Origin of the sequence: Gordonia sp. DT30, from assembly GCF_049844915.1 — a bacterium.
Lineage (GTDB): Bacteria > Actinomycetota > Actinomycetes > Mycobacteriales > Mycobacteriaceae > Gordonia.
Genome location: NZ_JBNCLY010000001.1, coordinates 123,048 through 147,086, shown reverse-complemented (window position 1 = coordinate 147,086; position 24,039 = coordinate 123,048). Strand labels below are relative to the sequence as shown.

The 24,039-nt window shown below is 65.8% G+C and carries 19 protein-coding genes and 1 pseudogene; 8 read left to right on the top strand and 12 right to left on the bottom strand.

What is annotated here, in order from left to right; all coding sequences use genetic code 11:
• Window positions 1-3: 3 nt before the first annotated feature.
• Window positions 4-324: pseudogene (locus tag ACLQ3C_RS00660) on the bottom strand (hypothetical protein); the annotation flags it as partial.
• Between the two features lie 237 nt (window positions 325-561).
• Here ACLQ3C_RS00660 and ACLQ3C_RS00655 point away from each other — a divergent pair.
• From ACLQ3C_RS00655 to ACLQ3C_RS00645, 3 genes are all read left to right on the top strand, one after another.
• Window positions 562-795 carry a DUF433 domain-containing protein gene (locus ACLQ3C_RS00655; protein WP_425702510.1) on the top strand — a complete coding sequence of 78 codons (234 nt, stop codon included), beginning with the start codon at window positions 562-564 and terminating at the stop codon, window positions 793-795.
• A 28-nt stretch (window positions 796-823) separates the two neighbouring features.
• Window positions 824-1,018, top strand: a complete 195-nt coding sequence (locus ACLQ3C_RS00650; RefSeq protein WP_425702508.1) for a hypothetical protein — start codon at window positions 824-826, stop codon at window positions 1,016-1,018.
• Between the two features lie 280 nt (window positions 1,019-1,298).
• Window positions 1,299-2,783, top strand: coding sequence for an FAD-dependent oxidoreductase (locus ACLQ3C_RS00645; RefSeq protein WP_425702506.1), 1,485 nt, complete (start codon window positions 1,299-1,301; stop codon window positions 2,781-2,783).
• A gap of 33 nt (window positions 2,784-2,816) precedes the next feature.
• On the opposite strand, the gene gdhA is transcribed toward ACLQ3C_RS00645, so the two are convergent.
• From gdhA to ACLQ3C_RS00610, 7 genes are all read right to left on the bottom strand, one after another.
• Window positions 2,817-4,148: an NADP-specific glutamate dehydrogenase gene (gene gdhA / locus ACLQ3C_RS00640; protein ID WP_425702918.1), complete on the bottom strand. Its 1,332-nt coding sequence runs from the start codon at window positions 4,146-4,148 to the stop codon at window positions 2,817-2,819.
• 157 nt (window positions 4,149-4,305) lie between these two features.
• A complete protein-coding gene (locus ACLQ3C_RS00635; protein WP_425702505.1) occupies window positions 4,306-4,689 on the bottom strand; it encodes a DUF2255 family protein in 384 nt (127 codons plus the stop codon).
• A gap of 55 nt (window positions 4,690-4,744) precedes the next feature.
• Window positions 4,745-5,257, bottom strand: a complete 513-nt coding sequence (locus tag ACLQ3C_RS00630; RefSeq protein ID WP_425702504.1) for a hypothetical protein — start codon at window positions 5,255-5,257, stop codon at window positions 4,745-4,747.
• A gap of 200 nt (window positions 5,258-5,457) precedes the next feature.
• The gene (locus ACLQ3C_RS00625; protein ID WP_425702502.1) at window positions 5,458-10,947 is read right to left on the bottom strand and encodes a carboxyl transferase domain-containing protein; all 5,490 of its coding nucleotides are present in this window, start codon (window positions 10,945-10,947) and stop codon (window positions 5,458-5,460) included.
• Window positions 10,948-11,191: 244 nt separating this feature from the next.
• The gene (locus tag ACLQ3C_RS00620) at window positions 11,192-11,743 is read right to left on the bottom strand and encodes a YceI family protein (protein ID WP_425702501.1); all 552 of its coding nucleotides are present in this window, start codon (window positions 11,741-11,743) and stop codon (window positions 11,192-11,194) included.
• Window positions 11,744-11,800: 57 nt separating this feature from the next.
• Window positions 11,801-12,745: an arsenic resistance protein gene (locus tag ACLQ3C_RS00615; protein WP_425702916.1), complete on the bottom strand. Its 945-nt coding sequence runs from the start codon at window positions 12,743-12,745 to the stop codon at window positions 11,801-11,803.
• Between the two features lie 82 nt (window positions 12,746-12,827).
• Window positions 12,828-13,184, bottom strand: a complete 357-nt coding sequence (locus ACLQ3C_RS00610; protein WP_425702500.1) for an ArsR/SmtB family transcription factor — start codon at window positions 13,182-13,184, stop codon at window positions 12,828-12,830.
• Window positions 13,185-13,296: 112 nt separating this feature from the next.
• Here ACLQ3C_RS00610 and ACLQ3C_RS00605 point away from each other — a divergent pair, with 112 nt between their 5' ends.
• Window positions 13,297-15,219, top strand: coding sequence for a heavy metal translocating P-type ATPase (locus tag ACLQ3C_RS00605; protein WP_425702499.1), 1,923 nt, complete (start codon window positions 13,297-13,299; stop codon window positions 15,217-15,219).
• On the opposite strand, the gene ACLQ3C_RS00600 is transcribed toward ACLQ3C_RS00605, so the two are convergent.
• Complete coding sequence (locus ACLQ3C_RS00600) at window positions 15,188-15,634, bottom strand: PPOX class F420-dependent oxidoreductase (protein WP_425702498.1); 447 nt, start codon at window positions 15,632-15,634, stop codon at window positions 15,188-15,190. The two genes, ACLQ3C_RS00605 and ACLQ3C_RS00600, sit on opposite strands and share 32 nt — an antisense overlap.
• A gap of 281 nt (window positions 15,635-15,915) precedes the next feature.
• Window positions 15,916-16,803: a hypothetical protein gene (locus tag ACLQ3C_RS00595; protein ID WP_425702915.1), complete on the bottom strand. Its 888-nt coding sequence runs from the start codon at window positions 16,801-16,803 to the stop codon at window positions 15,916-15,918.
• A 223-nt stretch (window positions 16,804-17,026) separates the two neighbouring features.
• Between ACLQ3C_RS00595 and ACLQ3C_RS00590 the strand changes: the two genes are divergently transcribed.
• Window positions 17,027-17,470 (top strand): Fur family transcriptional regulator, encoded by a 444-nt coding sequence (locus ACLQ3C_RS00590; RefSeq protein WP_425702496.1) that lies wholly within the window; start codon window positions 17,027-17,029, stop codon window positions 17,468-17,470.
• Window positions 17,471-17,506: 36 nt separating this feature from the next.
• Window positions 17,507-19,738, top strand: a complete 2,232-nt coding sequence (gene katG / locus ACLQ3C_RS00585; protein ID WP_425702495.1) for a catalase/peroxidase HPI — start codon at window positions 17,507-17,509, stop codon at window positions 19,736-19,738.
• Between the two features lie 61 nt (window positions 19,739-19,799).
• On the opposite strand, the gene ACLQ3C_RS00580 is transcribed toward katG, so the two are convergent.
• A complete protein-coding gene (locus ACLQ3C_RS00580; RefSeq protein WP_425702493.1) occupies window positions 19,800-20,300 on the bottom strand; it encodes an FBP domain-containing protein in 501 nt (166 codons plus the stop codon).
• Between the two features lie 479 nt (window positions 20,301-20,779).
• Complete coding sequence (locus ACLQ3C_RS00575; protein WP_425702491.1) at window positions 20,780-21,514, bottom strand: glucose 1-dehydrogenase; 735 nt, start codon at window positions 21,512-21,514, stop codon at window positions 20,780-20,782.
• 122 nt (window positions 21,515-21,636) lie between these two features.
• On the opposite strand from ACLQ3C_RS00575, the gene ACLQ3C_RS00570 reads away from it, so the two are divergent.
• Window positions 21,637-22,743, top strand: coding sequence for a diacylglycerol kinase (locus tag ACLQ3C_RS00570; protein ID WP_425702490.1), 1,107 nt, complete (start codon window positions 21,637-21,639; stop codon window positions 22,741-22,743).
• Window positions 22,744-22,968: 225 nt separating this feature from the next.
• Entirely contained in the window at window positions 22,969-23,967 is a 999-nt protein-coding gene (locus tag ACLQ3C_RS00565; protein ID WP_425702488.1) for a DUF222 domain-containing protein, read from the top strand.
• Window positions 23,968-24,039 lie beyond the last annotated feature (72 nt).

Genomic DNA, 24,039 nt, shown 5'->3' with positions numbered 1-24,039 from the left:
CTGTCACCGGACGACGAGCGCGTCGTCGAGCCAGTCGAACATGCGGTGAGCGGTCGATGCCCGCGCCATCAGCTGACAGTGCCAACTCGCACCTTCGGCCTCGGTGAATTCGACGAGTGTGGTCGGCGACAGCGGCGGCATAGCGATACTCAAAGGCGGCGGCACGCGGCACCCAATACCCCGCCTGACTGATGCCGTAGACGGCAAGTCGGTCGACGTCGACACCCTCAGTCCGACGATCAGGTCGGTGACCGGCGTCAGGACCGCCTCCCAGTCCGGCCGAAACAGCATGCCGTGCTCGAACAGCATCGATTGCTGTCCCGGAAAGACGCGTGCGACCTGTGAACAGTGCAGGTCAGACAATCTTCTGCAGTCAACGAGCATTTGCGTATTTCGCTTTCGGCTGTTCTTGGTGTGACCGACGAATGTGTCGGCAGTACCGCACGGGTCCGTGTCGTCACATGTGCCGGTCGGTGCGTCGCCTGTTCGCGGCGGCGTGCTTGTTTCTCACGTTGCCTTGGATGATTGCCGTGTGGGCGTCCGGGCCGATAATCTGGGTGCATGTCCAACCTTCATCGAGTGACGTCTGATCCGTCCATCTGCCATGGCAAGCCGGTGGTGCGTGGGTTGCGTTACCCGGTTGCCGACCTGTTGGACTTGCTCGCGTCGGGTATGACGATGCAGGACGTTCTCGATGACTACCCTGATCTGGAGCGCGAGGATCTGCTGGCTGCTGTGGATTTCGGTACGTTGACAGCCGCCAATCGTGTGGTCGTCCTGTTTGATGCTGCCTGAGCCGCGTGTACGGTGAGGTTTCTGATTGATGCGCAGTCGCCGGCGAGACTTGCTGTGTTGCTCGACGGTGGTAACCACCGGCAACATCACCAACACCCGGCTTCTCGCTCTCGTCGAAGATCACATCGCCGAGGTCACCGAGTTGCTGAGCAATTCGGTGTTCGTCGAGATTTCGTATGACCGGCTGGTCGCGCATTCGAGTCCAGAGCGTGAGCATGAGTGAACCGTGAGGTTGGAAATCATTGCTCTGCAACAGAAGCCGATTGTTTTTGCCTCGCAATCCGAAGTCGGGTCGGGAGCGTGTCAGTGGTGCTGTTAACGATGTGTCAGCAAGATTCATGAGCTGCCTCTGGCGGTCCGATGGTCTGGTGGTCTGGGACTCCTCTACTCTCCTGCGTTCAGCCCTGCGGGACATCCGTCGGATGACGATGATTTCCGCGCCAGTTGGCATGGGTCGAACCACGTAGGGTTTCGCCGTAAACCGACCGGGTACCCGGTCGACCATGACCTCGCTGTGGCTCGAGAACACGTCCGCCGGCCCGGAACCGGTCGCGCCGACGACGATCGGCGGCCGATACGACCACGTGGTGGTGGGCGGTGGTATCACCGGGCTGACCACCGCGCTGTTGCTCGCACGGGCCGGCCGGTCGGTCGCGGTCATCGAGGCTCGCTACATCGGTGCCGGCGCCACCGGCAACACCACGGGCAAGGTGTCGCTGTTGCAGGGCACCCGTCTGTCGACCATCGGACGCCACCACGACGTATCAGCGATGGAAAGCTACGTGGCGGCCAACCGGGCGGCACTGGACTGGCTCGGCGAATACTGCCGCGGCCGCGACCTCGACTACCAGGAGCACGCCGCGGTCACCTTCGCGACCACACCTGCCGGCGCTCAAGCCGTGGATTCCGAATACGAAGCGTGCACCCGCGTGGGCCTGCCCGTCGAGCGGACCGACTGTCCCGAACTCCCGTTCACCACACACGCAGGCGTGCGACTTGATCACCAGGCGCAGATCGATCCCATGGTGACGCTGCGGGCCATGGTCGCCGACCTCGCCACCCTGGGCGCAGACGTCTACGAGAATGTACGGGTGACCGGCGTACGGCCCCGATCGCACGGACACACGGTCGCCACATCTGTCGGCGACCTGACTGCCAAGTCCGTCGTGATCGCCACCGGCACACCATTTCTCGATCGCGGTGGCTTCTTCGCGCGGCTGCGCCCACGGCGGTCTTATGCCGCAAGCTTTCAGGTCGGCGGCCCGATCCCACAGGACATGTACCTGGGTGCCGACGATCCGACGGTCTCGCTGCGTACCGCACCGCGCGCCGATGGTGAACAGTTGCTGGTGGGCGGGTTCGGCCACGAGGTGGGCCGGGCATCCTCCGAACGCCGATACGTCGACGATCTCCTGGCATGGACGGCGAAATGGTTTCCCGACGCCCGCCTCACGGCACGGTGGGCCGCGCAGGACTACCTGTCCATCGATGAACTGCCCTACGTCGGCCCGCTGCTTCCGGGCATCGACGTGCATGTCGCAACGGGCTTCGCGAAGTGGGGTATGACCAACGGGGTGGCCGCTGCGCTGGCCCTCGCCGCACGCCTCTCGGGTGCGCCCGCGCCATCGTGGGCCGAGACGTTCCAGCCCTGGCGCCGGGCGCAGGTGGCGGCGACACCAACGGCACTGTCGACGAATCTGGCCGTGGGCAAGGAGCTCGCCGAAGGCTACCTCCGGCTGCTACGACCGGCCGATCCGGAGCCGCCCGAAGGGCAAGGAACCGTCGGACGAGTCGGCATGGGGCCGCGCGGAGTGTGCACCGTGGACGGCGAGCGGTCCTCGGTCGTGCCGATCTGCACGCACCTCTACGGTGTTCTCGAGTGGAATGACGCCGACTGCAGCTGGGATTGCCCGCTTCACGGCTCGCGCTTCGATCCGCACGGCAACATCCTCGAGGGACCGGCCACACGCAAGCTGCCCAAGGGGTGATCCGGCGCGTTCACTGCCTTCCGGCCGGGGTGGTCAGATCACGCCGAGCGCCAGCATCGCATCGGCGACATGGGTGAATCCGGCGATGTTGGCGCCGAGCACGTAGTCGCCGGGCACGCCGTATTCCTCGGCAGTGTGCAGGCACGTCTGATGGATACCGCTCATGATCTCGGCCAGTCGTACTTCGGTGTGTTCGAACGTCCACGAGTCGCGTGATGCGTTCTGCTGCATCTCCAACGCGCTGGTGGCCACACCACCCGCATTGGCCGCCTTTCCCGGGGCGAACTGCACGCCGGACTTGCCGAAGACCTTGATCGCCTCCGGAGTGGTGGGCATGTTGGCGCCCTCGGCGACGACGCGGCACCCGTTGGCGACGAGCGTCTCGGCGTCGGCGGCGTCGAGTTCGTTCTGCGTCGCACATGGAATGGCGATGTCGGTGGGCACGTCCCAGATCGACCCGCCGGTCACCATGCGCGCCGTGCCGCCGCGACGCTCGGCATAGTCGGCGATCCGGCCGCGGCGGACGTTTTTGACCTCTTTGAGGAGATCGAGGTCGATCCCGTCCTCGTCGACGACGTAGCCGTCCGAGTCCGAGCAGGCCACGACGCGGCCGCCGAGCTGTTGCACCTTTTCGATGGCATACAACGCCACATTCCCCGAGCCCGACACCACCACACGTCGACCCTCGACATCCTCACCACAAGCGGCGAGCATCTCGCGGACGAAGAAGACGACGCCGTAGCCGGTCGCCTCGGTGCGAACCTGCGACCCGCCCCACGTCAGCCCTTTTCCGGTGAGTACACCGGACTCGTATCGGTTGGTGATGCGCTTGTATTGTCCGAAGAGATACCCGATTTCACGCCCGCCGACCCCGATGTCGCCGGCCGGAACGTCGGTGTATTCACCGATGTGGCGGTAGAGCTCGGTCATGAACGACTGGCAGAATCGCATCACCTCACCGTCCGAGCGTCCCTTCGGATCGAAATCCGAGCCGCCCTTGCCGCCGCCGATCGGCAGCCCGGTCAGCGCATTCTTGAAGATCTGCTCGAACCCGAGGAACTTCACCACTCCGAGGTAGACGCTCGGATGGAATCGCAGCCCACCCTTGAACGGTCCGAGGGCGGAATTGAACTCGACGCGAAATCCGCGATTGATCCGGACCCGGCCCGCATCGTCGACCCACGGGACCCGGAAGATGATCTGACGTTCCGGTTCACACAGGCGCTCGATGATCCCGGCGTCGGCGTAGTGCGGATGCTTGGCGAGGACGGGTCCGAGGCTGTCGAACACCTCACGTACCGCCTGGTGGAACTCGGCTTCGCCGGGATTGCGTGCCACCACCTCGTCGAAGAGGTCCTGCACCATTCCATCGAGAATTGCCACCACAGCACACCTTCCAACCCAACGTCACCTGTCTCGAAGCGATCCGGCCGCACACCTGCCGGTCACCCCTCGCCGAGCCTAGCGGTCGCCGGAGATAGCGCACATACCGGACAGCAGGACGACGGTTCGCCGCAGCGCCTCAGGCCGGGGTCAGTCGAAGAGTGGTGGCGGCGGCGTCATCGGAGGCCATCTGCCCGGCGCTGCCCGAGCCGTATCGCCCGTATTTCGCCCCATACGCCGCGTCCACCTCTGCGCGCACCGCGGGGTCGTCCGCGACATCGTCCACGAGCGTGTCGAACCCGTTGCCGTCCACGATGATTCGCGCCTGCTTCGAACTCACCGCCCGGCCGAACCACCCACTCGTGCGTCGATACCACGTACGTACGTACACCGCATCGCCCGAGCACACGGCCCAGATCGGCACGGCATCGGGCAATGTGCCGTCCCCCCGCGGTGCCGTGATCCGGATCTCCTCCGACGATTCGATCGTGTCCAGCGTCGCCTTCGACCATCCTGTGCCCATCCCACGACGCTACGCGGCCTGACGACCGCGTCGACCGTCCACCACTGGCGCGAGGTCAACCTCCGATCGCACTCCATGGGGCGTAGGCCCAGCCGACCAGATGCCATGACCCCAAGTTGGCGCTCGGCAGGATCTGGATGTCGGTGCCATCACCCCAGCCGGCCGCGAACCCCTGCACGCCGCCACTCAGGTAGTGCCCCTCGCCCATGGAGATGTCGACGTGGCCACCATCCTCGCCCTCGGAGAAGACCAGGGCCCCCGGCGGCGCGGGCAACGCCCTGTGACCCTGCCCGTGAGCCGCGAGCTGATCGTAGAAGGCGATCGCGCCGTCGTGCGGGATGCCGTTGGCAGTGGTCCGCCCGTAGGCGGCGTCGACGAAGTCCTCGCACCCGTATTCACCGAAGTCATCGGTGTGCAACATCGTCGATCCGCGGGCGATCGCGATTCCGCCGTTGCCGACGTCGACCGCCTCCGACACCGTCCCTGCGGGCGTGACCGCAGCGGCGGTACCCGCCATCACACACGTGAGCACGGCGACGGATCCGACGGTGACCAGTAGTCGTTTCATGACTTCCTCGATGTGGACGATCAATCCACATCGACACTGCCACAACAATTGTCGACTCAAGGATGCTGACAAGACACCCACAGGACACCCGTAGAACACCCAAAGCCGGTCAACCGGACAAGACGCCCCGCCCTCACCGTGATCGATGAGGGCGGCCACGTACTCTCGTCAAGCCACCGTCCGGCCGGAGCCGGTCGGTGTCAGGAGGTGACCATCCGAGCCCCGTCACCCGACCACACGGGATTGCTCTCGATGGCCGCGATGATGCGCGGCCGCAGTTCGGCGGCATCGATCACCGCGTCGACCGAGCCGACCTCGACGGCCCGGCGGATACTGTGCACCGCATCGAATTCGGCAGCGATCTCGCTGATCTTCTCGGCACGGACCGACTGGCGGACCTCGGCAAGCTCGGCGTTGAGCGCGGGACGATCGGCTCCCGTTGCCGGAGTCAGTCGCGCCTCGACCTCGCGGACCCGTGGGTCGGCGGCCGTCCGCTTGCCCACCTCACCGGCGAAGACCACCGCGGCAGCGGGCGCGCCGCCGAGAACCGACGCGAACGATCCGTCGATGGCGAGCACGGTCATATTGGGATTCAATGCCTTCGAGAACACCACGAATGCGCCGCCGTGGTAGCGCGAGATGACGCAGAAGACGATCGGGCCGCGGAAATTGACGATCGCGCGGCCGATCTCGGCACCGTACTCCAACTGGAGCTTACGCATCGACTCGGGCGAGCCGTCGAAGCCGGAGAGATTGGCCAACACCACCAGCGGCCGGTTACCGCTGGCCACATTGATCGCCCGGGCTGCCTTCTTCGACGACTGCGGGAACAGCGTGCCCGCGGTGTAGGTATCGGGACCGTCGGTCGGCTTGTAACCACGGCGCGTCACCTCCCGGGACTCGATTCCCAACAGACATACCGGGATTCCACCGAGGTGGACATCGCAGACGACGGTGGTCTCGGCGTCGGCCATCCCGGCCCAGCGTTCGAGAACCGCATGGTCCTGGTCGGCTACGGCCCGCATGACGGTCCGAATATCGAAGGGCTTCTTACGATCCGGATTGCTCTCGACAGAGAAGATCTGACCGACGGTGGTGAAATCGCTGCCCGCCAACACATGTGGGTAATCCGAGACGTCGCGGGAGACCGGGTCACTCGAGTCGGCCCGACGCGGGGTCTGCTCCCCCGGCACGATGTAGGTGTGATCGTAGTGCGACATCAGCACATCACGGGCGGAGACGAGGTTCGGCGCCCAGTACTGCGCCTGCCCGTTGGGGCCCATCACCCGGTCATACCCGCCGATACCGAAGTTGTCCTCGGCCGACACACCACCGGAGAAGTCCAAGGACTGTTTGCCGGTGAGGACCATCGCCGAATCGGGAGTCATCACGAGAATGCCCTTGGTGTGCATGAGCATTGTCGACTCGGCGTTCCAGTATGGTTGCGCGCCGACGTTGATTCCGGCGACCACGATGTTGATCTCACCACCGGCCTGGGTGAACTCGACGACCCGCTTGAGGGCGCGGGCCACCCAATCCATGTTCTCGGTACCCGAGTCCATGGAGATCCGGGCGCCCGAGGACAGCGCGTACCACTCCACCGGCACCTGCATCGACTCCGCCAGGTCCAGGGCCGCGATGACGCGGGCGCATTCTGGCTCCGACAGTGCCCCAAGTGATTTCGTCGGGTCACCTAGCAGGACGACACGGGTGACACCCTGCGGGTGTTTTTCGGTCGGCGTGGTGATCACGCCGGCGACGATCGCTGCCGAATTGTGGCCCTTCGGGCGGTCGACCGGGATGAGTCGTTGTTCGTCGTCGAGGTCGTATTCGGCGAACGAACCGAGCAGTCCGACCAATTCGTACGGATAGACGGTGTTGCGGCGGGCCGCGCGCAGCACCTTCTGGCGGAACTCGTCGACCGGTTCGACCGGATCATCGGACGGTTCACCCACGATGACGTCGTATCCGCCTGCCGCATTGACCACGAAACGTACCGCGACCTTGGTCAGGTCGCCGGTGTCGCGGTCGCGCTGCCGTGCGATGAGCAGCACCTCTTCCAGACCGACGCCGGCGGCGGTGCCGCGGATGCGTTCGGCGATGGCTTGCAGGTTGTCTTGAGAACCGTCGATGGGCGGCCACACGTACATGACGATGCGGTTGGTGGTCGAGGTCAGACCCGACCGACGCTGTGCGCGGCGAATCGAGTCGACACACGAGGACAGAATGCTTTCCGCTCGGGGCAGGGTCAGCAACCGTCCGTCGTTCTCGCGCAATGCGGTGAGATCACGCACCTGCGCGAAGGCGATCAGCCGTTCGTCGGCGGCATTCTCCTTGGCCACACAGTGGAACAGGTACACCTCTTCGTCGTCGGCCGACGGCAGACGGGTGAGGTCGAATTTGCGTAGCCGCTGCATCTGCATCCGCTGGGCGATGTAGGGATGCAGGCCTCGGATCAGACGTTCCTCGGCCATCCCGGTCGACGAGGGACGGAAGGTGAAGTGGTGGTGCATGAGTGCTTCGTTGCTGCCGGCCACCGCGATGGTCAGCCGGTGCACCTGCTGAGGCAACGATGCCGTGGCGATGTGCTCGTCGAGCGCGTCGGCCATCGCATCGAAGTCGTGCGGCTGTTCCTCCCAGCTGAGGTAGATGTCGGCGTCGACCGAGGCCACTCCCCGCGACAATTCGGCGAGCCCACCGAGTACCGAATCGAGTTCGTCGAATCGCACGGCCGCCGAAACCAGGCTGACGCCGCCACGTTCGGCGATGACGAAGCTTGCGCCACCGAACTCCTGCACCCGGACCTCACGTAAACCCTTGTTGCCGTAATACCGGCGGGTGAGCACCTCGAGCATGACGGTGTTGTCGGCGATCCCGCGCACCATCCGCTGACCGAGCAGCCGAACCAGTGGCTCGGTGGAACGCACCATGTCGGCGATGTGCTCGTCACGGTCGGCGGCCTGGGGGTTGGCGTCGAGGTATCGCAGATGCTCGCGCAGCTCGTTGTAGATGCGGGCGCGGTTGCGCCGCAGCAACGGCAGCCCGTACCAGGAGTAGACGACACCACGGGCCAGATCGGCGATCGCGGGGAAACGGAGTTGCGCCGCGGAGATGAGCTTGTCGAGTGCGATCCCGACGCGCTCGGCCAATTCCTCGCGTGGGGTCGGCTCGCCGAGCCATTCCCGGAGCAGGGTGGAGAGGGAGGCGACGGAGTCGGACGGATTCTGCAACGCCAGGAAGATCCGGAAGACCGCAGCCTCGAGTTCGGGTGTCCGTTCGAGATCGGTGACCCCGTAGTGGGCGAGTGCGCGGCTCAGCTGGTCGTGAAAGGACTGCGGCAGGCCGTCGCGTTCGACGTCGAGACTCTGCAGGTAGGTGTGGAAGTTCTCGCGTGCGCTGTGGGTGTGCTCGACTCCCATCTGGTCCTCGGACGGACGGTTCTGGCTGAGCTCGGCGAGATCGGCGAACACGGAGATCAATTCGAGTTCATCCGAGAGCGGACGGCGCCCGGACTCGATCACCGCGCGGCGCACGGCGAGATAGTCGTCGAGCAGTCGCGAACTGTCCTGCGGATCGACGTCATAGCCGAGCAACTGGCTGCGCAAGTCCTCCAGAGTCCGGGTGGATCGCTCGTGCGGTGCGACATCGGTCGGCGCCGAGGGCAACTCGAGCTCGACACCGGCGATTCCCGCCTCGTCGACCGTGTCGTCGTCATCGGCAAGCGGTTCGAGCCGCATCAGCGCCGCACCCGTCTCCACCTGGGTGCCGACCGACACCACACACTCCTTGAGGCGAGAGCGAACCGGCGCGCGAAGCACCGTCTCCATCTTCATGCTCTCCAGCACGAGCACCGGGCCACCGGCCTCGACCTCGTCGCCGACCTCCAGCGGGGTGGCCACCACCAGCGCCGGGGCCGGCGAGCGGACCACGCCGCCCTCGTCGCGACTGACGCGGTGGGTCACGCCATCGACGTCCACGAGGTGTACCGGCCCGTGGGTGTCGGTGATCAGGCGATAGCGAACGTGATTGATGACGAGCTGCGCGGCGTGCTCGTCGAAACGTTCGAGGTCGACATCGGCACGGTAGGTCTGTTCCCCGGAGTCGATGGCGACGCGGAACCGATGGGCTCCGATTCGCGCGACCCGCACCCGGTAGGTCGCTCCGCGGAGTTTCAGTTCGAGGGGCCGCCCACTGTCATGGTGGACTTGTGGACGCCCGCCCGACGCCATCGACAGCAGACGCTGCCGCTCGACGAGTTCTTCTTCCTCGTAGGCGTCGATGGCGGCCGCGGCGAGCGCGATCGCCGAGTGCTGATGAGCGACCAGCTTGCCCTCGGCCCGCACCCGGTCGATCCAGCCGGTGTCGGCGCTGCCGTCGATCACCTCTGGCTGGTTGAGCAGTTCGAGGACGAAGCTCTTGTTGGTCGCACCGCCCTCGATGATGACCCGGGTCTGCGCCATGGCGCGCCGCAGACGTCCCAGGGCCTCGTCGCGGTCGCGGCCGTAGGCGATGATCTTGGCGATCATCGAGTCGAAGTCGGCGGGGATCGTGTCACCCTCGCTGACGCCGGTGTCGACGCGGATACCCGGTCCGGCAGGCAGTTCCAAACGGGCGATCCGTCCAGGGGCCGGCGCGAAGTCACGGTCGGGATCCTCGGCGTTGAGACGCGCCTCGATGGCATGCCCGCGTTCGGCCGGCGCCTGCCCCTCGAGGCGGTTGCCCGAGGCCACGTGCAACTGTGCCCGCACCAGGTCGACGCCGGTGGTGATCTCGGTGATCGGGTGCTCGACCTGCAGGCGGGTGTTGACCTCGAGGAAGGCGAACAGTTGCTCGCCGGGGTGGTAGAGGAATTCGACGGTCGCCGCGCCGCAGTAGTCCACAGCGATCGCGAGCCGCTCGGCCGACGACTTGAGGTCGGCGACCTGTGCCGCCGACAGCACCGGCGACGCCGATTCCTCGATGATCTTCTGGTTGCGCCGCTGCACCGAGCAGTCGCGCACCCCCAGCGCCCAGGCCGTGCCCTGTCCGTCGGCGATGACCTGGACCTCGACGTGCCGGGCTCCGGTGACGAGGCGTTCGAGGAATACCACACCGCTACCGAAGGCCCTCGCCGCCTCGTCGCAGGTCCGCTCGTAAGCGTCGCGCAGATCGTCGTCGTTGGTGACGACGCGAATCCCACGTCCCCCGCCGCCTGCGGTGGCCTTGAGCATGAGCGGATAGCCGATGCCGGCCGCCGCGGTCACGGCGTCTTCCACGCTGTCGACGGGTCCGCGGCTCCATGGCGCCACCGGTACACCGACTTCCTCGGCGATGAGCTTGGCGCCGATCTTGTCACCGAGCTTGCGCATGGCTTCTGCGGACGGACCGATGAAGGTCACACCGATGCGCTCGCACAGCTCGGCGAACAGCGGGTCTTCGGCGACGAATCCCCACCCGACCCAGGCCGCGTCGGCACCGGACTCCAGCAAGGCCCGTTCGAGCACCTTCAGGTTCAGGTAGGGCCGCTCGGCCGCGGGCCCGAGGTCGTAGGCGATGTCGGCCTCACGGACGAACGTCGCGTTGCGGTCCACATCGGTGTGCAGCGCGACGACCTCGATCGACTGGCCGGTCTCGGCGCACAGCCCCCGTACGGCGTGGATGAGACGGACCGCCGCCTCACCTCGGTTCACGATGGCAATGCGAGCGAACACTACCGACTCCTCATCTGTTGACACGACATCTGTTGACACGACAACGATTGTCCACGCTGCGAGCGCGCAATGGCCACGATCGTCGCCACCCGACAGGTCGAGGTGGTTCCGGCGGGCGCCCAGCGAAGGCGCCGACAACCGATCGGGATGATTCTGACGAATGATTCGCCTACGCGCGAGTACGGCTTCGACACGCCGAGCCGCCGACCCCCCTCGGTCGCTGCTCGACGACTGCCGACTGGCGTCATCCGTCTCGGGTCGGCGAGATCTCGATGCCCAACCGCACCTCGTCGGCGACCTTGAGTGCACCCATCATCAACGAATACGGTTTGATGCCGAAATCGCTCTGGCTCAGTGTGGTCTCGGTGCAGATCCGCCATCGGCCCGGCGAGCCGTCCACCGCCAGGTCCAACGCACATTCGCGGCGCCGGCCGTGGATGGTCACCGTGCCGTCGACGCGATATCCGCCGTCAGATCTCGTGATCGAACCCGACTCGTAGGTGATCTCACGAAACTTGTCGGCCTTGAGCGATTTCAGCGCATTGGCTCGGGCAACGGATCGTTCCGGTCCGGACATCGGGGTCACGCCGCCCGCACCGGCGCGGACCTGCAGCGAATCCACGGCGATCGAGGCCGACACCGTCGCCGGTTCCTCGCCGGCCCAGGTCACCTGCGCCGACCATTGCGTCATCTCGATGGTCAGTCGGTGGCCGGTGCGCGCGGCCGGACCGGTCACGTCGGTGTACACCGTCACCGAGCCGTCGGTTGCGCCGAGTTGCCACGTCGTCTCACTCATGACCGCGACTGTAGAACGTCCGACGCCCCACCGGCGCATTCGCGGCCACGTGCCCCGTCATCTGCGTGCCGGTGCGAGCAGCGGTATCAGGCGCACGTAGGTCACCATCCCGATCACCTCGACGAGCGTCTGGGCGACCACGGCGACGGCGGCGACCTCGAAGCCGGGCGGCAGGGCCAGCGCCAACGGCAGCACGACCAGCGAGTTACGGGTGGCACCGCTGAACGCCGTCGCGCGCACCGATGACACCGACAGCCCGAACAACCGGCCGATCACCACTCCGGCCGGCGCCATCACCACGAGAAACACCACGTAGAACCCGATCGCACGGAGCACTTGCGACACTGCATCACCGATCGCCGAAATCTCGCTCGCGACGACGACGGCGAGCACGATCATCATCAGCGGCACCATCGCATTCGACACCCCGGCCGAGAATTGCTGTCCGGATCGGTGTCTGCCCGACCACCATTGCGTGCCCCAGGCCGCGGCGAGCGGGATCGCGATCAGCGCGACGACGGCTTCGAGGAAGGGGCCGGCGTCGATGACGGCCGCGAGGTCGGCGCCGAGGAAGGCCGTCAGCAGCAGCGGCAACACCGCCATCTGCACGATGAGAAGTACCGGCGTCGAGGCGAGCAGACGCACGTTGTCCCCGCCGGCGAGCCCGGTGAACACGATGACGTAGTCGACGCACGGACACAACAACACGAGCAGCATCCCGAAGCGCAGCGCCTGATCGTCGGGCATGAACGCATACATCGCCGCGACGACGAGCGGCACGACGGCAAAGTTGACGACCAGAACCGCACCGAGGAACCGGACGTCACGCAGCGCCGAGACCAACGACCTTGCCGGCACCTGCAAGAAGGTGACATAGAGCAGAGCAGCCAACGCCGGGGTGATCACATTCGACAGGACCGTGCCCGCGGACGGTACGCCGAACCCGAGCAGTGCACCCACGAGAATCGCGCTCAGGTAGCAGACGACCTGGTGCCGTTCCATGGTGGCGACAGCACCGGCCACCCGCTCTCTCCTCTTGTTCGGTCCGTCGACCCCCGCGCCCGGGCACCCCCCACCGTCACGATTACGCGAGGTCGCGCCCGCGATCACCGAGCCGCAGATGCTCGATGTGATAGACGGCCTCGTCGAGCAGCGCCGCGACGTGCGAATCATAAAGGCTGTAGACGACGCTGCGCCCTTGCCGTTCCCCCACGACCAGGCCGAGGGCACGCAGCAGACGCAATTGATGGGATACGGCGGGTTGTTCCATATTGACGGCGTCGGCGAGTTCGGTCACCGCACATGGCCCCTTGCGCAGCCGGGTCAGAATCATCAATCGGTTGGGAGATGCCAACGCCTGCAGGGTTTCTGCAACCGTTGCCGCTGCCGCCGCGTCGAGCTCGGCGGCCGGGGTCGTTCGACCCTGCACTCCGTGACCCATGCGGTTATTCAACCACACGATGTTATATGTACACATTTACATGTGTATGGTTTTACATATGGCTGTAACACGGTCCTCCCGCGCTCAGACTCGGATCCCCACACTTCGTTGGATGTCTCTCGCATGGTCGGTGGCATCGGCGCGATGGGCGCTGATCGCCACAGGGCTGTTTGTGGTCGGGCTGTGCGTGCAACTGTTGGATGGTCCGACTTGGCTGATGTGGGCGGTGTATCTCGCCTGCTATCTGACCGGCGGCTGGGAGCCGACACTCGCCGGCCTGCGGGCGTTACGCGCGCGGCAACTCGACGTCGACCTGCTGATGATCGTCGCCGCACTCGGCGCGGCGGCCATCGGACAGATTCTCGACGGCGCGTTGCTCATCGTCATCTTCGCGACCTCGGGAGCACTGGAAGATCTCGCGACCCGTCGGACCGAGGAGTCGATACTCGGACTGCTCGAGCTGGCCCCCGAGCACGCGTCACTCATCGCCGACGACGGAACCCAGACGGTCGTCGGATCCGCCGAACTCGTGCCGGGTGATCTGGTTGCGATTCGACCGGGCGAGCACATCCCGGCCGACGGAATCGTCGTCGATGGACGTAGTGACGTCGATCAGTCATCGATCACCGGCGAGCCGTTGCCTGCGGCGAAACGTCACGGCGACAAGGTCTTCGCGGGTACGGTCAACCGAACGGGCACGATGTGCGTGCGAGTCGACACCGCACCCGGAAACACCGTCGTGGCGCGCATCGTGGCCATGGTCGACGAGGCATCCACCACCAAGGCCACCGCGCAGTTGTTCATCGAGAAGGTCGAACACGTCTACTCGATGGTGGTCGTCGCCACCACCATCGTCTTGTTCGTCCTTCCCGTGGTGTTCGGTGCTGATCTGCAGTCCGCATTGCTACGGGCGATGACGTTCATGATCGTGGCCTCACCATGCGCGGTCGTCCTGGCCACCATGCCGCCACTCCTCTCGGCGATCGCCACCGCAGGCCGGCACGGGGTGCTCGTGAAATCGGCTGTGGCCATGGAGAAGATGGCCGATATCAGTCAGGTGGCGATCGACAAGACCGGCACCCTCACCACCGGCGCACCGTCGGTCACCGCCATCACACCTCTGGACACAACGAACCCGGTGACCGGTCCTGAGCTCCTTGCGACCGCCGCATCGGTCGAGCAATACAGTGAACATCCGCTGGGAAAGGCCATCGTGGCCGCGGCCCGCCATTCGGGGCGCCCACTGCAGCGTGCGACGCGGTTCGACGCGATTCCCGGTCACGGTGTGCGGGCGTGCGTCGCCGGCCGGTCGGTGGAGGTGGTCAACGCCTCGGCGATGTCAGGCGAGGCCGGCGCACAGACAGTCGTCGAGACCATCGCGGCCACCGCAACCGCCGTCGTAGTGGTCGTCGACAGCGTCGCGATGGGAGTCATCGAACTCCACGATCAGCAACGCCCGGATGCGGCCACCGCGGTCGACGGGATACGTCATGTCACCGGGGTCGGACCGGTCCTGCTCACCGGAGACAACGCCGCCGCGGCCGCAGACATCGCGCGCCGCGTCGGGATCGACGATGTTCGGGCCGGCCTGCTGCCCGCCGACAAGGTCGCCGAAGTCGCCGCACTGCGCAGACGTGGACACCGGGTGGCGGTGGTGGGTGATGGCATCAACGACGCACCGGCACTGGCCGCTGCCGATGTCGGCATCGCGATGGGCGGCATCGGCTCCGACCTGACCCTCGACACCGCCGACCTCGTCATCGTCGGCGACGACCTCGACACCGTGCCCGCGGTCCTGCGGCTCGCCGCGCGCGCCCGCCGCATCGTCATGGCCAATCTCGTCATCGCCGCGACATTCATCGCGGTACTCGTCGCGTGGGACCTCATCGGCCATCTACCCCTGCCGTTGGGGGTGGCCGGGCATGAGGGCTCGACGATCCTGGTGGCGCTCAACGGGTTACGGCTACTGTCGGATCGGGCGTGGGCGACCGGGTTCCGGGCGGTCAGCGCAGTTTCTCGCCGTACACCCGCGTGATTCGCAAGGCCATCAGGACGCGTCGGTCGGCGACCATCACCTGGCGGTACTCCGCCCAGTCGGGGTGCTCACCGGCGCCGCGCCGGTAGTACTCGACGAGCGCGTCCACCTCGGGACCATCCGGATCGGTCCCGGGCCCGGTCAGCGTGACGGTGCCCTCGGCAGTGGCCCACGTGTACTTGTCGGCGCTGGTGAACTCGATGGCGGCCCGCGGATCCCGGCGCAGGTTGGCCGTCTTGGCGCGGCCCTCGGTCATCGACACATAGATGACGTCTTCTGGGCGGTCGTAGACCACCGTCACCGGCGACAGTTGCGGCAGACCGTTGGATTTGATGGTCGCGAGAACCCCGATCGAGGTCTCGGCTATCAACGAGCGCGGATCGAATGGGTCAGGGGCAGGCACGGTTCCGGTCATGCCCGAGCCAACCATCACGCGCGCCGCCTCTATTCCCAGTCCGGAGCCGATATGGTCCGGGCGGGTCGGAGGGCCCACGTAGTGTCGGCGTCGACTCGAACGACGCGCAAGCGCAGTGCCTGAGCAGTCGGAAGCTGAACCTGCAGAGAGAAGAGGCGGACGGTGCACCGGATCGTGGAACGGATGATCCCGGATGACCGAGGGCGCCCACCAACCGGCGACAGCCCTGTCGACTCGGAGGCGGTTCGGAGGCGATTCGGAGGCGATTCGGAGGCCACCGGTCACCGCTGGTCGCGGGGCTGAGCATGCCCGGCCCGCAGCTTTTCGGCCCGCAGCTTTTCCACCGCCGCCGACGACGACTCCAACGATCTTGCGGTGGTAGCACTTTCCGAGTCGGCAGCCGTCGCTCGGCGGCGGGCGAAGCCCAGTTCGTGTTCGACGCGCCCGAGTTCGTCGCGTAGCCTCTGCGCCTGGGCGGCGAGCGTGTCGACAGCGCGTGCGGCGTCGGCGGCCCGGGTCCGTGCGTCATCGGCGGCTCGTCGCGCGTCTGCCTCGTGCTGCTCGGCCCGCCGTAGCTCTTGCTCCGCACGTTCGCGTCGCGCCTCGTGGTCGGTCGCCTCCGCGTCGGCGTCCCCGGTATCGGTCGCAGCGACCGGCTCGGGGACCGCAAACATGCCGGCCGGTCCGAATCCGGTGTATTCGGCGGCGGTCACCATCCGCCCACGGCGGAGGGTGTCGGCGGTCTCGTCGTCGGCCGCAGCCGCCCGTAGGGTGGACACGATGTCGCGTTCGGTGGCATCGGACAACGTCACGTCGAGGTGTGCGGCAAGGCGACCGATCTGGCCGGCCGCGTCGGCGATCACCCGCTGTCGCTGCCTCGACAATTCGCGTAACCGGTCGGCGGCCGCCCGACGTTGCGCCTCGCGAAGCGCCGCACCGAGTTCGGTGATGTCGTCTGCCCCATCGGGATGGCGACGGATCCACTGATTGAGTATCCATGCCGACTGGGTGGGACGTCGCAGCGTCGAGATCCGTTGTGCGAGCTCGCGGTCGCCCTCGCGCCGGGCGGTTCGTGCCACAGCATTACGTCGTGCGGTGAAGTCACCAGGCGGCAGACCGTACAGTTCGTCGGCGATCTCATCGAAATCCATGGTCGGCTCAGCAGACATGGTCACCGCCGGTGGTGTCGCACGAGCCTGCCGACCGATCGGGTCTCCGACGGGCCCCGCCGATCTCGATGACTCTCTGCCCAACGCAGCTCACGGTTCCACTCTCCCACGTCTGGCACACCGACCGGCGCAACGGTTCGTCGGCGTCGACGTGAACAACATTGCGCCCGTCGCACTTTGCCAAAGTTCTGAATGATTCCAGAAACCGGTGCATACTGTGCGCGTGACCCCGTCGTCGGACTACGCAGGCATCTTGCGTGGCGCCGAACTGCGCGTCACCCGACCCCGGCTGGCGGTACTGGAAGCTGTCCATAAATACCCGCACGCCGACACGGAATCGATCTTTCAGGCCGCTCGCGCGAGCCTGCCGGACGTCTCACTGCAAGCGGTCTACGACATCCTCACCGCGTTCACCGGCGTGGGGCTCGTCCGCCGTATCCAGCCGTCGGGTCACCTCGCTCGATACGAGGCACGTGTCGGCGACAACCACCATCACACGGTGTGCCGCCGATGCGGCACGATCGCCGACGTCGACTGCGCCACCGGGCAACGCCCATGCCTCACGGCATCTGACGACAACGGCTTCGTCCTCGACGAGGCCGAAGTCATCTACTGGGGCTTGTGCCCGGACTGCGCAACGCTGTCACACCCCGGGTCACAACCATGATCGCGGCCCCGATCACCTCCCATCGAAAGGAATGCCGTGTCCGACGAGAACACCGCAACCGAACATCCGCCCATCGGCGAGGCGCAGACCGAGCCGGGAGAGTCGGCAGGTTGTCCCCTGCACATCCGGCCGCCGGCCGCCGGTGGCGGCAACAACCAGTGGTGGCCGGACAAGCTGAATCTTCGGGTCCTGGCGCACAACCCAGATGTGATCCGGCCACGCGGCGGTGAGTTCGAATACGACGCTGCCCTCGCCGAACTCGATGTCGAGGCCCTCGTCGGCGACCTCAAGACGGTCATGACCGACTCGAAGTCGTGGTGGCCTGCGGACTTCGGACATTACGGACCGTTCTTCGTCCGGATGTCCTGGCACGCCGCGGGTACCTACCGCGTCGAGGACGGGCGCGGCGGCGCGGGAACCGGCATGCAGCGCTTCGCCCCGCTCGACAGCTGGCCCGACAACGTCAGCCTGGACAAGGCCCGGCGCCTGCTCTGGCCGGTGAAGAAGAAGTACGGCAAGGCGCTCTCGTGGGCCGACCTGCTGGTGCTCGCCGGCAACGTCGCACTGGAGGACATGGGCTTACCGACCAAGGGCTTCGCGTTCGGCCGTCCCGACGAATGGGAGGCCGAAGAGGTCTACTGGGGAGCCGAGTCCACCTGGCTCGGCACCAATCTCCGCTACTCGGGCAGCCGCGACCTCGAACGCCCGCTCGGGGCCACCACCATGGGGCTCATTTATGTCAACCCCGAAGGCCCCGAAGGCAACCCGGACTTCCTGGCCGCCGCCGAGGATATTCGCGAGACCTTCGGCCGGATGGCCATGAACGACGTCGAGACCGCCGCACTCATCGTCGGCGGACACACCTTCGGCAAGACTCACGGCAACGGTGATGCCGAGCTGCTGGGACCCGAGCCCGAGGCCGCGCCGATCGAGCAGATGGGTCTGGGTTGGAAGAATCCCCAAGGCACCGGCGTCGGAAACGACACGATCACCAGCGGCCTGGAGGTCACCTGGACCCACACGCCGACCAAGTGGGACAACTCCTTCCTGGAAATCCTTTACGGCAACGAGTGGGAACTCACCACGAGCCCGGCCGGCGCCAACCAGTGGAAGCCCAAGGACGGCGGGTGGGCAAATTCGGTTCCGATGGCCCAGGGCAGCGGCAAGACGCACCCATCGATGCTGACCACCGACCTGAGTTTGCGGTTCGACCCGATCTACGGCGAGATCACCCGCCGCTGGCTCGATCATCCGCAGGAGCTGGCCGACGAGTTCGCCAAGGCGTGGTTCAAACTGCTCCATCGCGATATGGGACCGGCGATCCGCTACCGCGGTCCGCTGGTGCCCTCGGAGACCTATCTGTGGCAGGACAACGTACCCGCACCGCATGGGCCGACCATCTCCGACGCCGACGTCGACTCCTTGAAGTCATCGATTCTGGAATCGGGTCTGACGGTGGCGCAACTGGTTTCAATCGCCTGGAAGGCGGCGTCGTCATTCCGTGGCAGTGACTACCGCGGCGGCGCCAACGGCGGACGTCTCCGACTGCAGCCGCAGCTGGGGTGGGAGGCCAACGAACCCGACGAACTGGCGCCGGTCATCGCCACGCTCGAGGGAATCGCCGATTCGTTCAACAGCGAGTCCGGACCCGAAGTGACCTTTGCCGACCTGGTCGTACTCGCGGGCGTGGTCGGCGTCGAAAAGGCCGCGCGTGACGCCGGATTCGACGTCGCGGTGCCGTTCACCCCGGGCCGCACCGATGCCACTCAGGACGACACCGACCAGGAGTCGTTCACGTATCTGGAACCGAAGTATGACGGATTCCGTAACTATGAGGGCAAGGGCAACGAGCTGGCACCGGAGTACAACCTGATCGACAAGGCCAACCTGCTGACCTTGTCCGCTCCGGAGATGACGGTTCTTGTCGGCGGTCTGCGCGTCGTGGGCGCCACTCACCACGGCTCTGCGCTCGGCGTCCTGACCGATACGCCGGGACAACTCACGAACGACTTCTTCGTGAACATCTGCGACATGGATGTCGAGTGGTCTCCGTCGCCGGCCGACGACGGTACCTACGTCGCCGTCGACCGCGGAACCGGGAAGCAGAAGTGGACCGGCACCCGAGTGGATCTCGCTTTCGGAGCGAATTCGGATCTGCGGGCCCTGGCCGAGGTCTACGCCGAGGACACGTCGAAGCAGAAGTTCGTCGACGACTTCGTCGCCGCGTGGACCAAGGTGATGGAACTCGATCGCTTCGATCTGCACTGACAACTTCTCCACGGGCAGCAGGGCGCCGACGCGATTGCGCGTCGGCGCCCTGTCGCCGACGTCAGGCCTGCGCGCCGACCCGCGCGACGAATCGGGCGACCCGCTCACGAAGTTCCTGGATCCGGATACGACGTACGCGTTCCGGGTCGTCACCGGCCATCGCCGACGACGGCCGCCGACGGACATTGCGCGAGCATTCGAAGTCTGCGCAGATGAGACTGCCGATCGTGTCGCCCCGTCGGCCCGCGCTCCCGGCGCGGCGCGCGCCGAACAGGACTACCTCATTTGGTAGCGAGATGTCTTGGCACAGGGCACATTGGGGCCGGGTACGGGCGGGAACGGCGCCGGCCCGCAACATGATTCCGATCGGTGCGCTCTGGGCGGCGAAGGGCACGGTGACGAGCAGTCCCGTGCCCGGCGACTTGGGGTCGCGCCAACCGAGATAGTCCAGCTGGTCCCACTCGATCGCGTCGAGCTCCGACGGGACGGTGAGGGTTTTGCGTTCGCGTACGGAGGTGTTGATGAATGAGGCCCGGATCTCGGGTTCGGACAGCGCTTGCATGGTGAGTTCTCCTGATCTGATGCCCGCGTAGACCGCCGAGGAGTGTCCCCTCTCGCGCAGGCGCCCATCAACTCTCAGGGATGTCTGCCAGGGGAAACGTGTCCACGATCCGGTGTCTACACGGAACGCTGGGTGATGGGCGAGCCGCGCCGATGGCGACGACTCGACGCGCGAACGTCACATAAGGACGTTCGCGTCAGATCAGCAGGTTCATCTGCGGCCGGCGCGTACGCCGGCGGCCTCCCATCGGCTCACGGGACCAGTGTCGCCGGTGGCGGGCGGCACGTCAACGTGATTGGGAGCTGCGGGTGTGCGGGCGAGCACCAGCATCCGCTCCTCGACCGTGTCGACAGTGGCCGGGACCATGGTCACCGTCGCGGGGACGTGTGCGGCCGCGAGGGTGGCCTGGACTGCTGATTCCGGCCAGACTCAACGGAATCGGAGGTTGTTTGGAGGTCTGCTGCCCGGCGCCCGATTTCTCACTTATGCGGCACGTCGGCCGACAGTCCACCGTCCATCACGAATTCGGCACCGGTCGCGTAAGAGGATTCGTCGCTCGCGAGGAATACCACGAAGGTCGATACTTCCGCGGACTCGGCTGCGCGGCCGAGCGGCACCTTCACCATGTCTTCCGGCAACCCCTCGGTCATCGGGGTCCGAATCAGACCGGGATGGATGGAGTTGACGCGAATATTGTGGGGTGCGAGTTCAAGTGCCGCCGACTTCGCGAGCCCGCGCACCCCCCATTTCGATGCCACATATCCATGTGCCCATGGGCTACCGCGCAATCCTTCGACAGACGACACATTGATGATCGAGCCGCCGCCGGCCGCAATCATCGGGTCGGCGACCGCCTGAATGCCGATGAAGGTACCGGTGAGGTTGACATCGATGATCTGTCGCCACTTGTCGAGGCGGAACTTCTGGATCGTCGACCCGTTGACGATCCCGGCGTTGTTGACCAGAACGTTCACCTTGCCGAATTCGTCGACGGCAGTGGTGACGGCGGCCTGCCAGTCGTCGGTAGAGGTCACATCGAGGTGCACGTAACGCGCGTGCTCCCCCAGTTGGTCGGCCAGCTTCTTACCCTCGTCGTCGAGAATGTCGCCGATGACGACCTCCGCTCCTTCGGCGATCAGCGCTCGGGCGTGCTCCGCACCCATGCCGCGGGCCCCGCCGGTGATCAGTGCAACCTTGTCATCCACTCGTCCCATGGCGAGCAACCATACCGGCGAATCGACAAAATGAGAACACGTTCTACCAACCTCGCGCCGGTCGTGGTCTACTGGTCCGGACACTCGTCCGGACATATGTTCAGGTTCCCCAGGAGAGAGCGATGAAAGTCAGTCACGCCAGCACGTTCAGGGTCGGACTCGTAGGGACCGGCAACGCCGGCAAACTCGCCCTGAACCAGCTCATCCTCGATCCCCGGTTCGACCTCGTCGCCGTCTGCGTACATACACCCGAAAAGGTCGGCACCGATGCCGGATCGCTTGCCGGACTCGCGGCGACCACGGGTGTCCTCGCGACCGACGATCTCGCCGAACTCATCGCCGCCCAACCGCAGTGCGTCGTGTACTGCGCCATGGGAGACACCCGGCCCGTGGAAGCGACTGCGGATGTCGTCCGGCTACTCGCGGCGGGAATCAATGTGGTCGGCTCGGCCCCCGGCCATCTGCAGTATCCCTGGGGCGCCATGCCACAGAACGCGATCGACAAGGTGCAGTCCGCGGCGCTCGACAACCAGGTGAGCATATTCATCACCGGCGTCGATCCAGGATTCGCCAGTGATCTCATCCCGCTTGCCTTTGCCGGGACGTGTCAGCGCGTCGAACAGATCCGCTGCATGGAAATCGCCGACTACGCCACCTACGACGGTGCCGAGGTCATGTTCGACGTGATGGGTTTCGGAAAACCCATGAACGAGACCCCGATGTTGTTCCTGCCCGGAATTCTGGGACTCGCCTGGGGCACCACCATTCACCATGTGGCCGCCGCGATGGGCGTAACGGTGGACGAAATCGTCGAGAATCATGAAAGCGCGCCTGCACCAGACGGTTTCGAGGTCGCCGCTGGAACGATCGCCAGAGATACCCGTGCGGCGGTACGCTTCGAGATCATCGGCATGGTCGACGGTGAGCCGGCGATCGTGGTCGAACACGTCACGCGTTTGCGCGGCGACCTGCGCCCGGATTGGGCACAGCCAGCACAACCCGGCGGATGCTATCGCGTCGAGATCGTCGGCGAGCCGTCCTATCGCGTCGACATCTGCCCCACCAGCCGCAAGGGCGACCACAATCACGCGGCGATCGTCGCCGCAGCCGGTCGAATAGTGAACGCAATTCCCGCCGTGGTTGCGGGCCCGCCGGGAATCCGTACCGCCCTTGACCTTCCACTCATCGCCGGACCCACGCTGACGCCGGTGCCGGGTCGGTGTGGCTAGGAGCGAGCGCAGCCTGCATACCGACCTCGGCGTTCTCGTCCGGAGCGAATCGCCGGCCGACGTGACTACTGTTCACCGCAGGGAAAGTCGTTCACCGCTGTGGCAGCAGTTCACCGGTGTGACGAAACTGGTTGCAGCCCTTGTGGATTAACCCTCGAACACTTGCGCGTCGAACGAATATTCTGCTACACTGGAGTCATCGCAAGATCATCCCGGGGGGAATCCATGATCGACGACACCACTCATTTCGCAGAGCTTTCGGCTGAACTGTTCGCGGACCTCATCGCCCAACTCGACGACCGGACCTTCCGTGCGGATATCACCTCCCGAGAGGCGTTCGCGGCAATGCAGCAGCTGATCGTGTTGCGCAACATGCTCGATCACTACGCGGCCACCCTGACCGGTGAGTTCGACCGCCTCAAGATGACCGCACCCCAAGGCCGCTCGGTACGACAACTGTTGATCACCATGGGAATCGCGCCGGCTGTTGCCGGCCGACTCGTCCGCGTCGGCACTGCCACCGATATCGACGGCCTCCGCACACATACCGTCGACGGTGCGATAGCCCTCGACCACGCAGACGCCATCGTCCACGGACTCGGCCACATCAAATCCCGCGCCGGCGAACCCGTCACCCCCGAACAACGCCGCGATCACACCCGCGCGCTCGTCTCCCAAGCGTTGTCGGGTATGAGTCCAGCCGAAATCGGTAAGCACGCACGCCAACTCGGCAACCTCCTCGCCGACGACACCGGCGGCGCACCCGCCGCCGAAGACCGCACCCTCAACAGCGTCACCCTCGCCACAACCAGCGACGGCCGCCTCGACGTGCGTGCAGATCTCGACATGAGTGTCGGCGAAAAGCTGTGCACCACCCTCGAAACGCTGTCCGCACCCACACCCCAACCCGACGGCTCCCACGACCCGCGCACCGTCCGACAACGCCAATCCGACGCACTCGAAACACTGTTGGAAGCCGCCGCCCGCGGACTCGCCGACGACACGGTGTCGACGACATCGCGGTATGACGTGCTTTTGACACTCAACGCCGACCAGCCCGACCGATCCGCGCTGCAACACATGGGGCCGGTCACCGACCAACTCGCCACCACATTGACGTGTGACGCCCAACTGACCGTCGCCATCCTCGACGACGAACAAACACCCCTACAACTCGGACGCCGTAAACGATTGTTCACCAACGCCCAACGCAAAGCGTGGTGATGGGGTTCGACCGGCATCCGTGGCTCATCCCGCCCGCCACGGTCGACCCGAAACGACGACCACTACCTGCCT

Excerpts from the sequence above, each read along its gene's own strand:
- ACLQ3C_RS00655 (WP_425702510.1), top strand. The coding sequence starts at position 562 with ATGTCCAACCTTCATCGAGTGACGTCTGATCCGTCCATCTGCCATGGC.
- ACLQ3C_RS00650 (WP_425702508.1), top strand. The coding sequence starts at position 824 with ATGCGCAGTCGCCGGCGAGACTTGCTGTGTTGCTCGACGGTGGTAACC.
- ACLQ3C_RS00645 (WP_425702506.1), top strand. The coding sequence starts at position 1,299 with ATGACCTCGCTGTGGCTCGAGAACACGTCCGCCGGCCCGGAACCGGTC.
- gdhA (WP_425702918.1), bottom strand. The coding sequence starts at position 4,148 with ATGGTGCAGGACCTCTTCGACGAGGTGGTGGCACGCAATCCCGGCGAA.
- ACLQ3C_RS00635 (WP_425702505.1), bottom strand. The coding sequence starts at position 4,689 with ATGGGCACAGGATGGTCGAAGGCGACGCTGGACACGATCGAATCGTCG.
- ACLQ3C_RS00630 (WP_425702504.1), bottom strand. The coding sequence starts at position 5,257 with ATGAAACGACTACTGGTCACCGTCGGATCCGTCGCCGTGCTCACGTGT.
- ACLQ3C_RS00620 (WP_425702501.1), bottom strand. The coding sequence starts at position 11,743 with ATGAGTGAGACGACGTGGCAACTCGGCGCAACCGACGGCTCGGTGACG.
- ACLQ3C_RS00615 (WP_425702916.1), bottom strand. The coding sequence starts at position 12,745 with ATGGAACGGCACCAGGTCGTCTGCTACCTGAGCGCGATTCTCGTGGGT.
- ACLQ3C_RS00610 (WP_425702500.1), bottom strand. The coding sequence starts at position 13,184 with ATGGGTCACGGAGTGCAGGGTCGAACGACCCCGGCCGCCGAGCTCGAC.
- ACLQ3C_RS00605 (WP_425702499.1), top strand. The coding sequence starts at position 13,297 with ATGTCTCTCGCATGGTCGGTGGCATCGGCGCGATGGGCGCTGATCGCC.
- ACLQ3C_RS00600 (WP_425702498.1), bottom strand. The coding sequence starts at position 15,634 with ATGACCGGAACCGTGCCTGCCCCTGACCCATTCGATCCGCGCTCGTTG.
- ACLQ3C_RS00595 (WP_425702915.1), bottom strand. The coding sequence starts at position 16,803 with ATGTCTGCTGAGCCGACCATGGATTTCGATGAGATCGCCGACGAACTG.
- ACLQ3C_RS00580 (WP_425702493.1), bottom strand. The coding sequence starts at position 20,300 with ATGCAAGCGCTGTCCGAACCCGAGATCCGGGCCTCATTCATCAACACC.
- ACLQ3C_RS00575 (WP_425702491.1), bottom strand. The coding sequence starts at position 21,514 with ATGGGACGAGTGGATGACAAGGTTGCACTGATCACCGGCGGGGCCCGC.
- ACLQ3C_RS00570 (WP_425702490.1), top strand. The coding sequence starts at position 21,637 with ATGAAAGTCAGTCACGCCAGCACGTTCAGGGTCGGACTCGTAGGGACC.
- ACLQ3C_RS00565 (WP_425702488.1), top strand. The coding sequence starts at position 22,969 with ATGATCGACGACACCACTCATTTCGCAGAGCTTTCGGCTGAACTGTTC.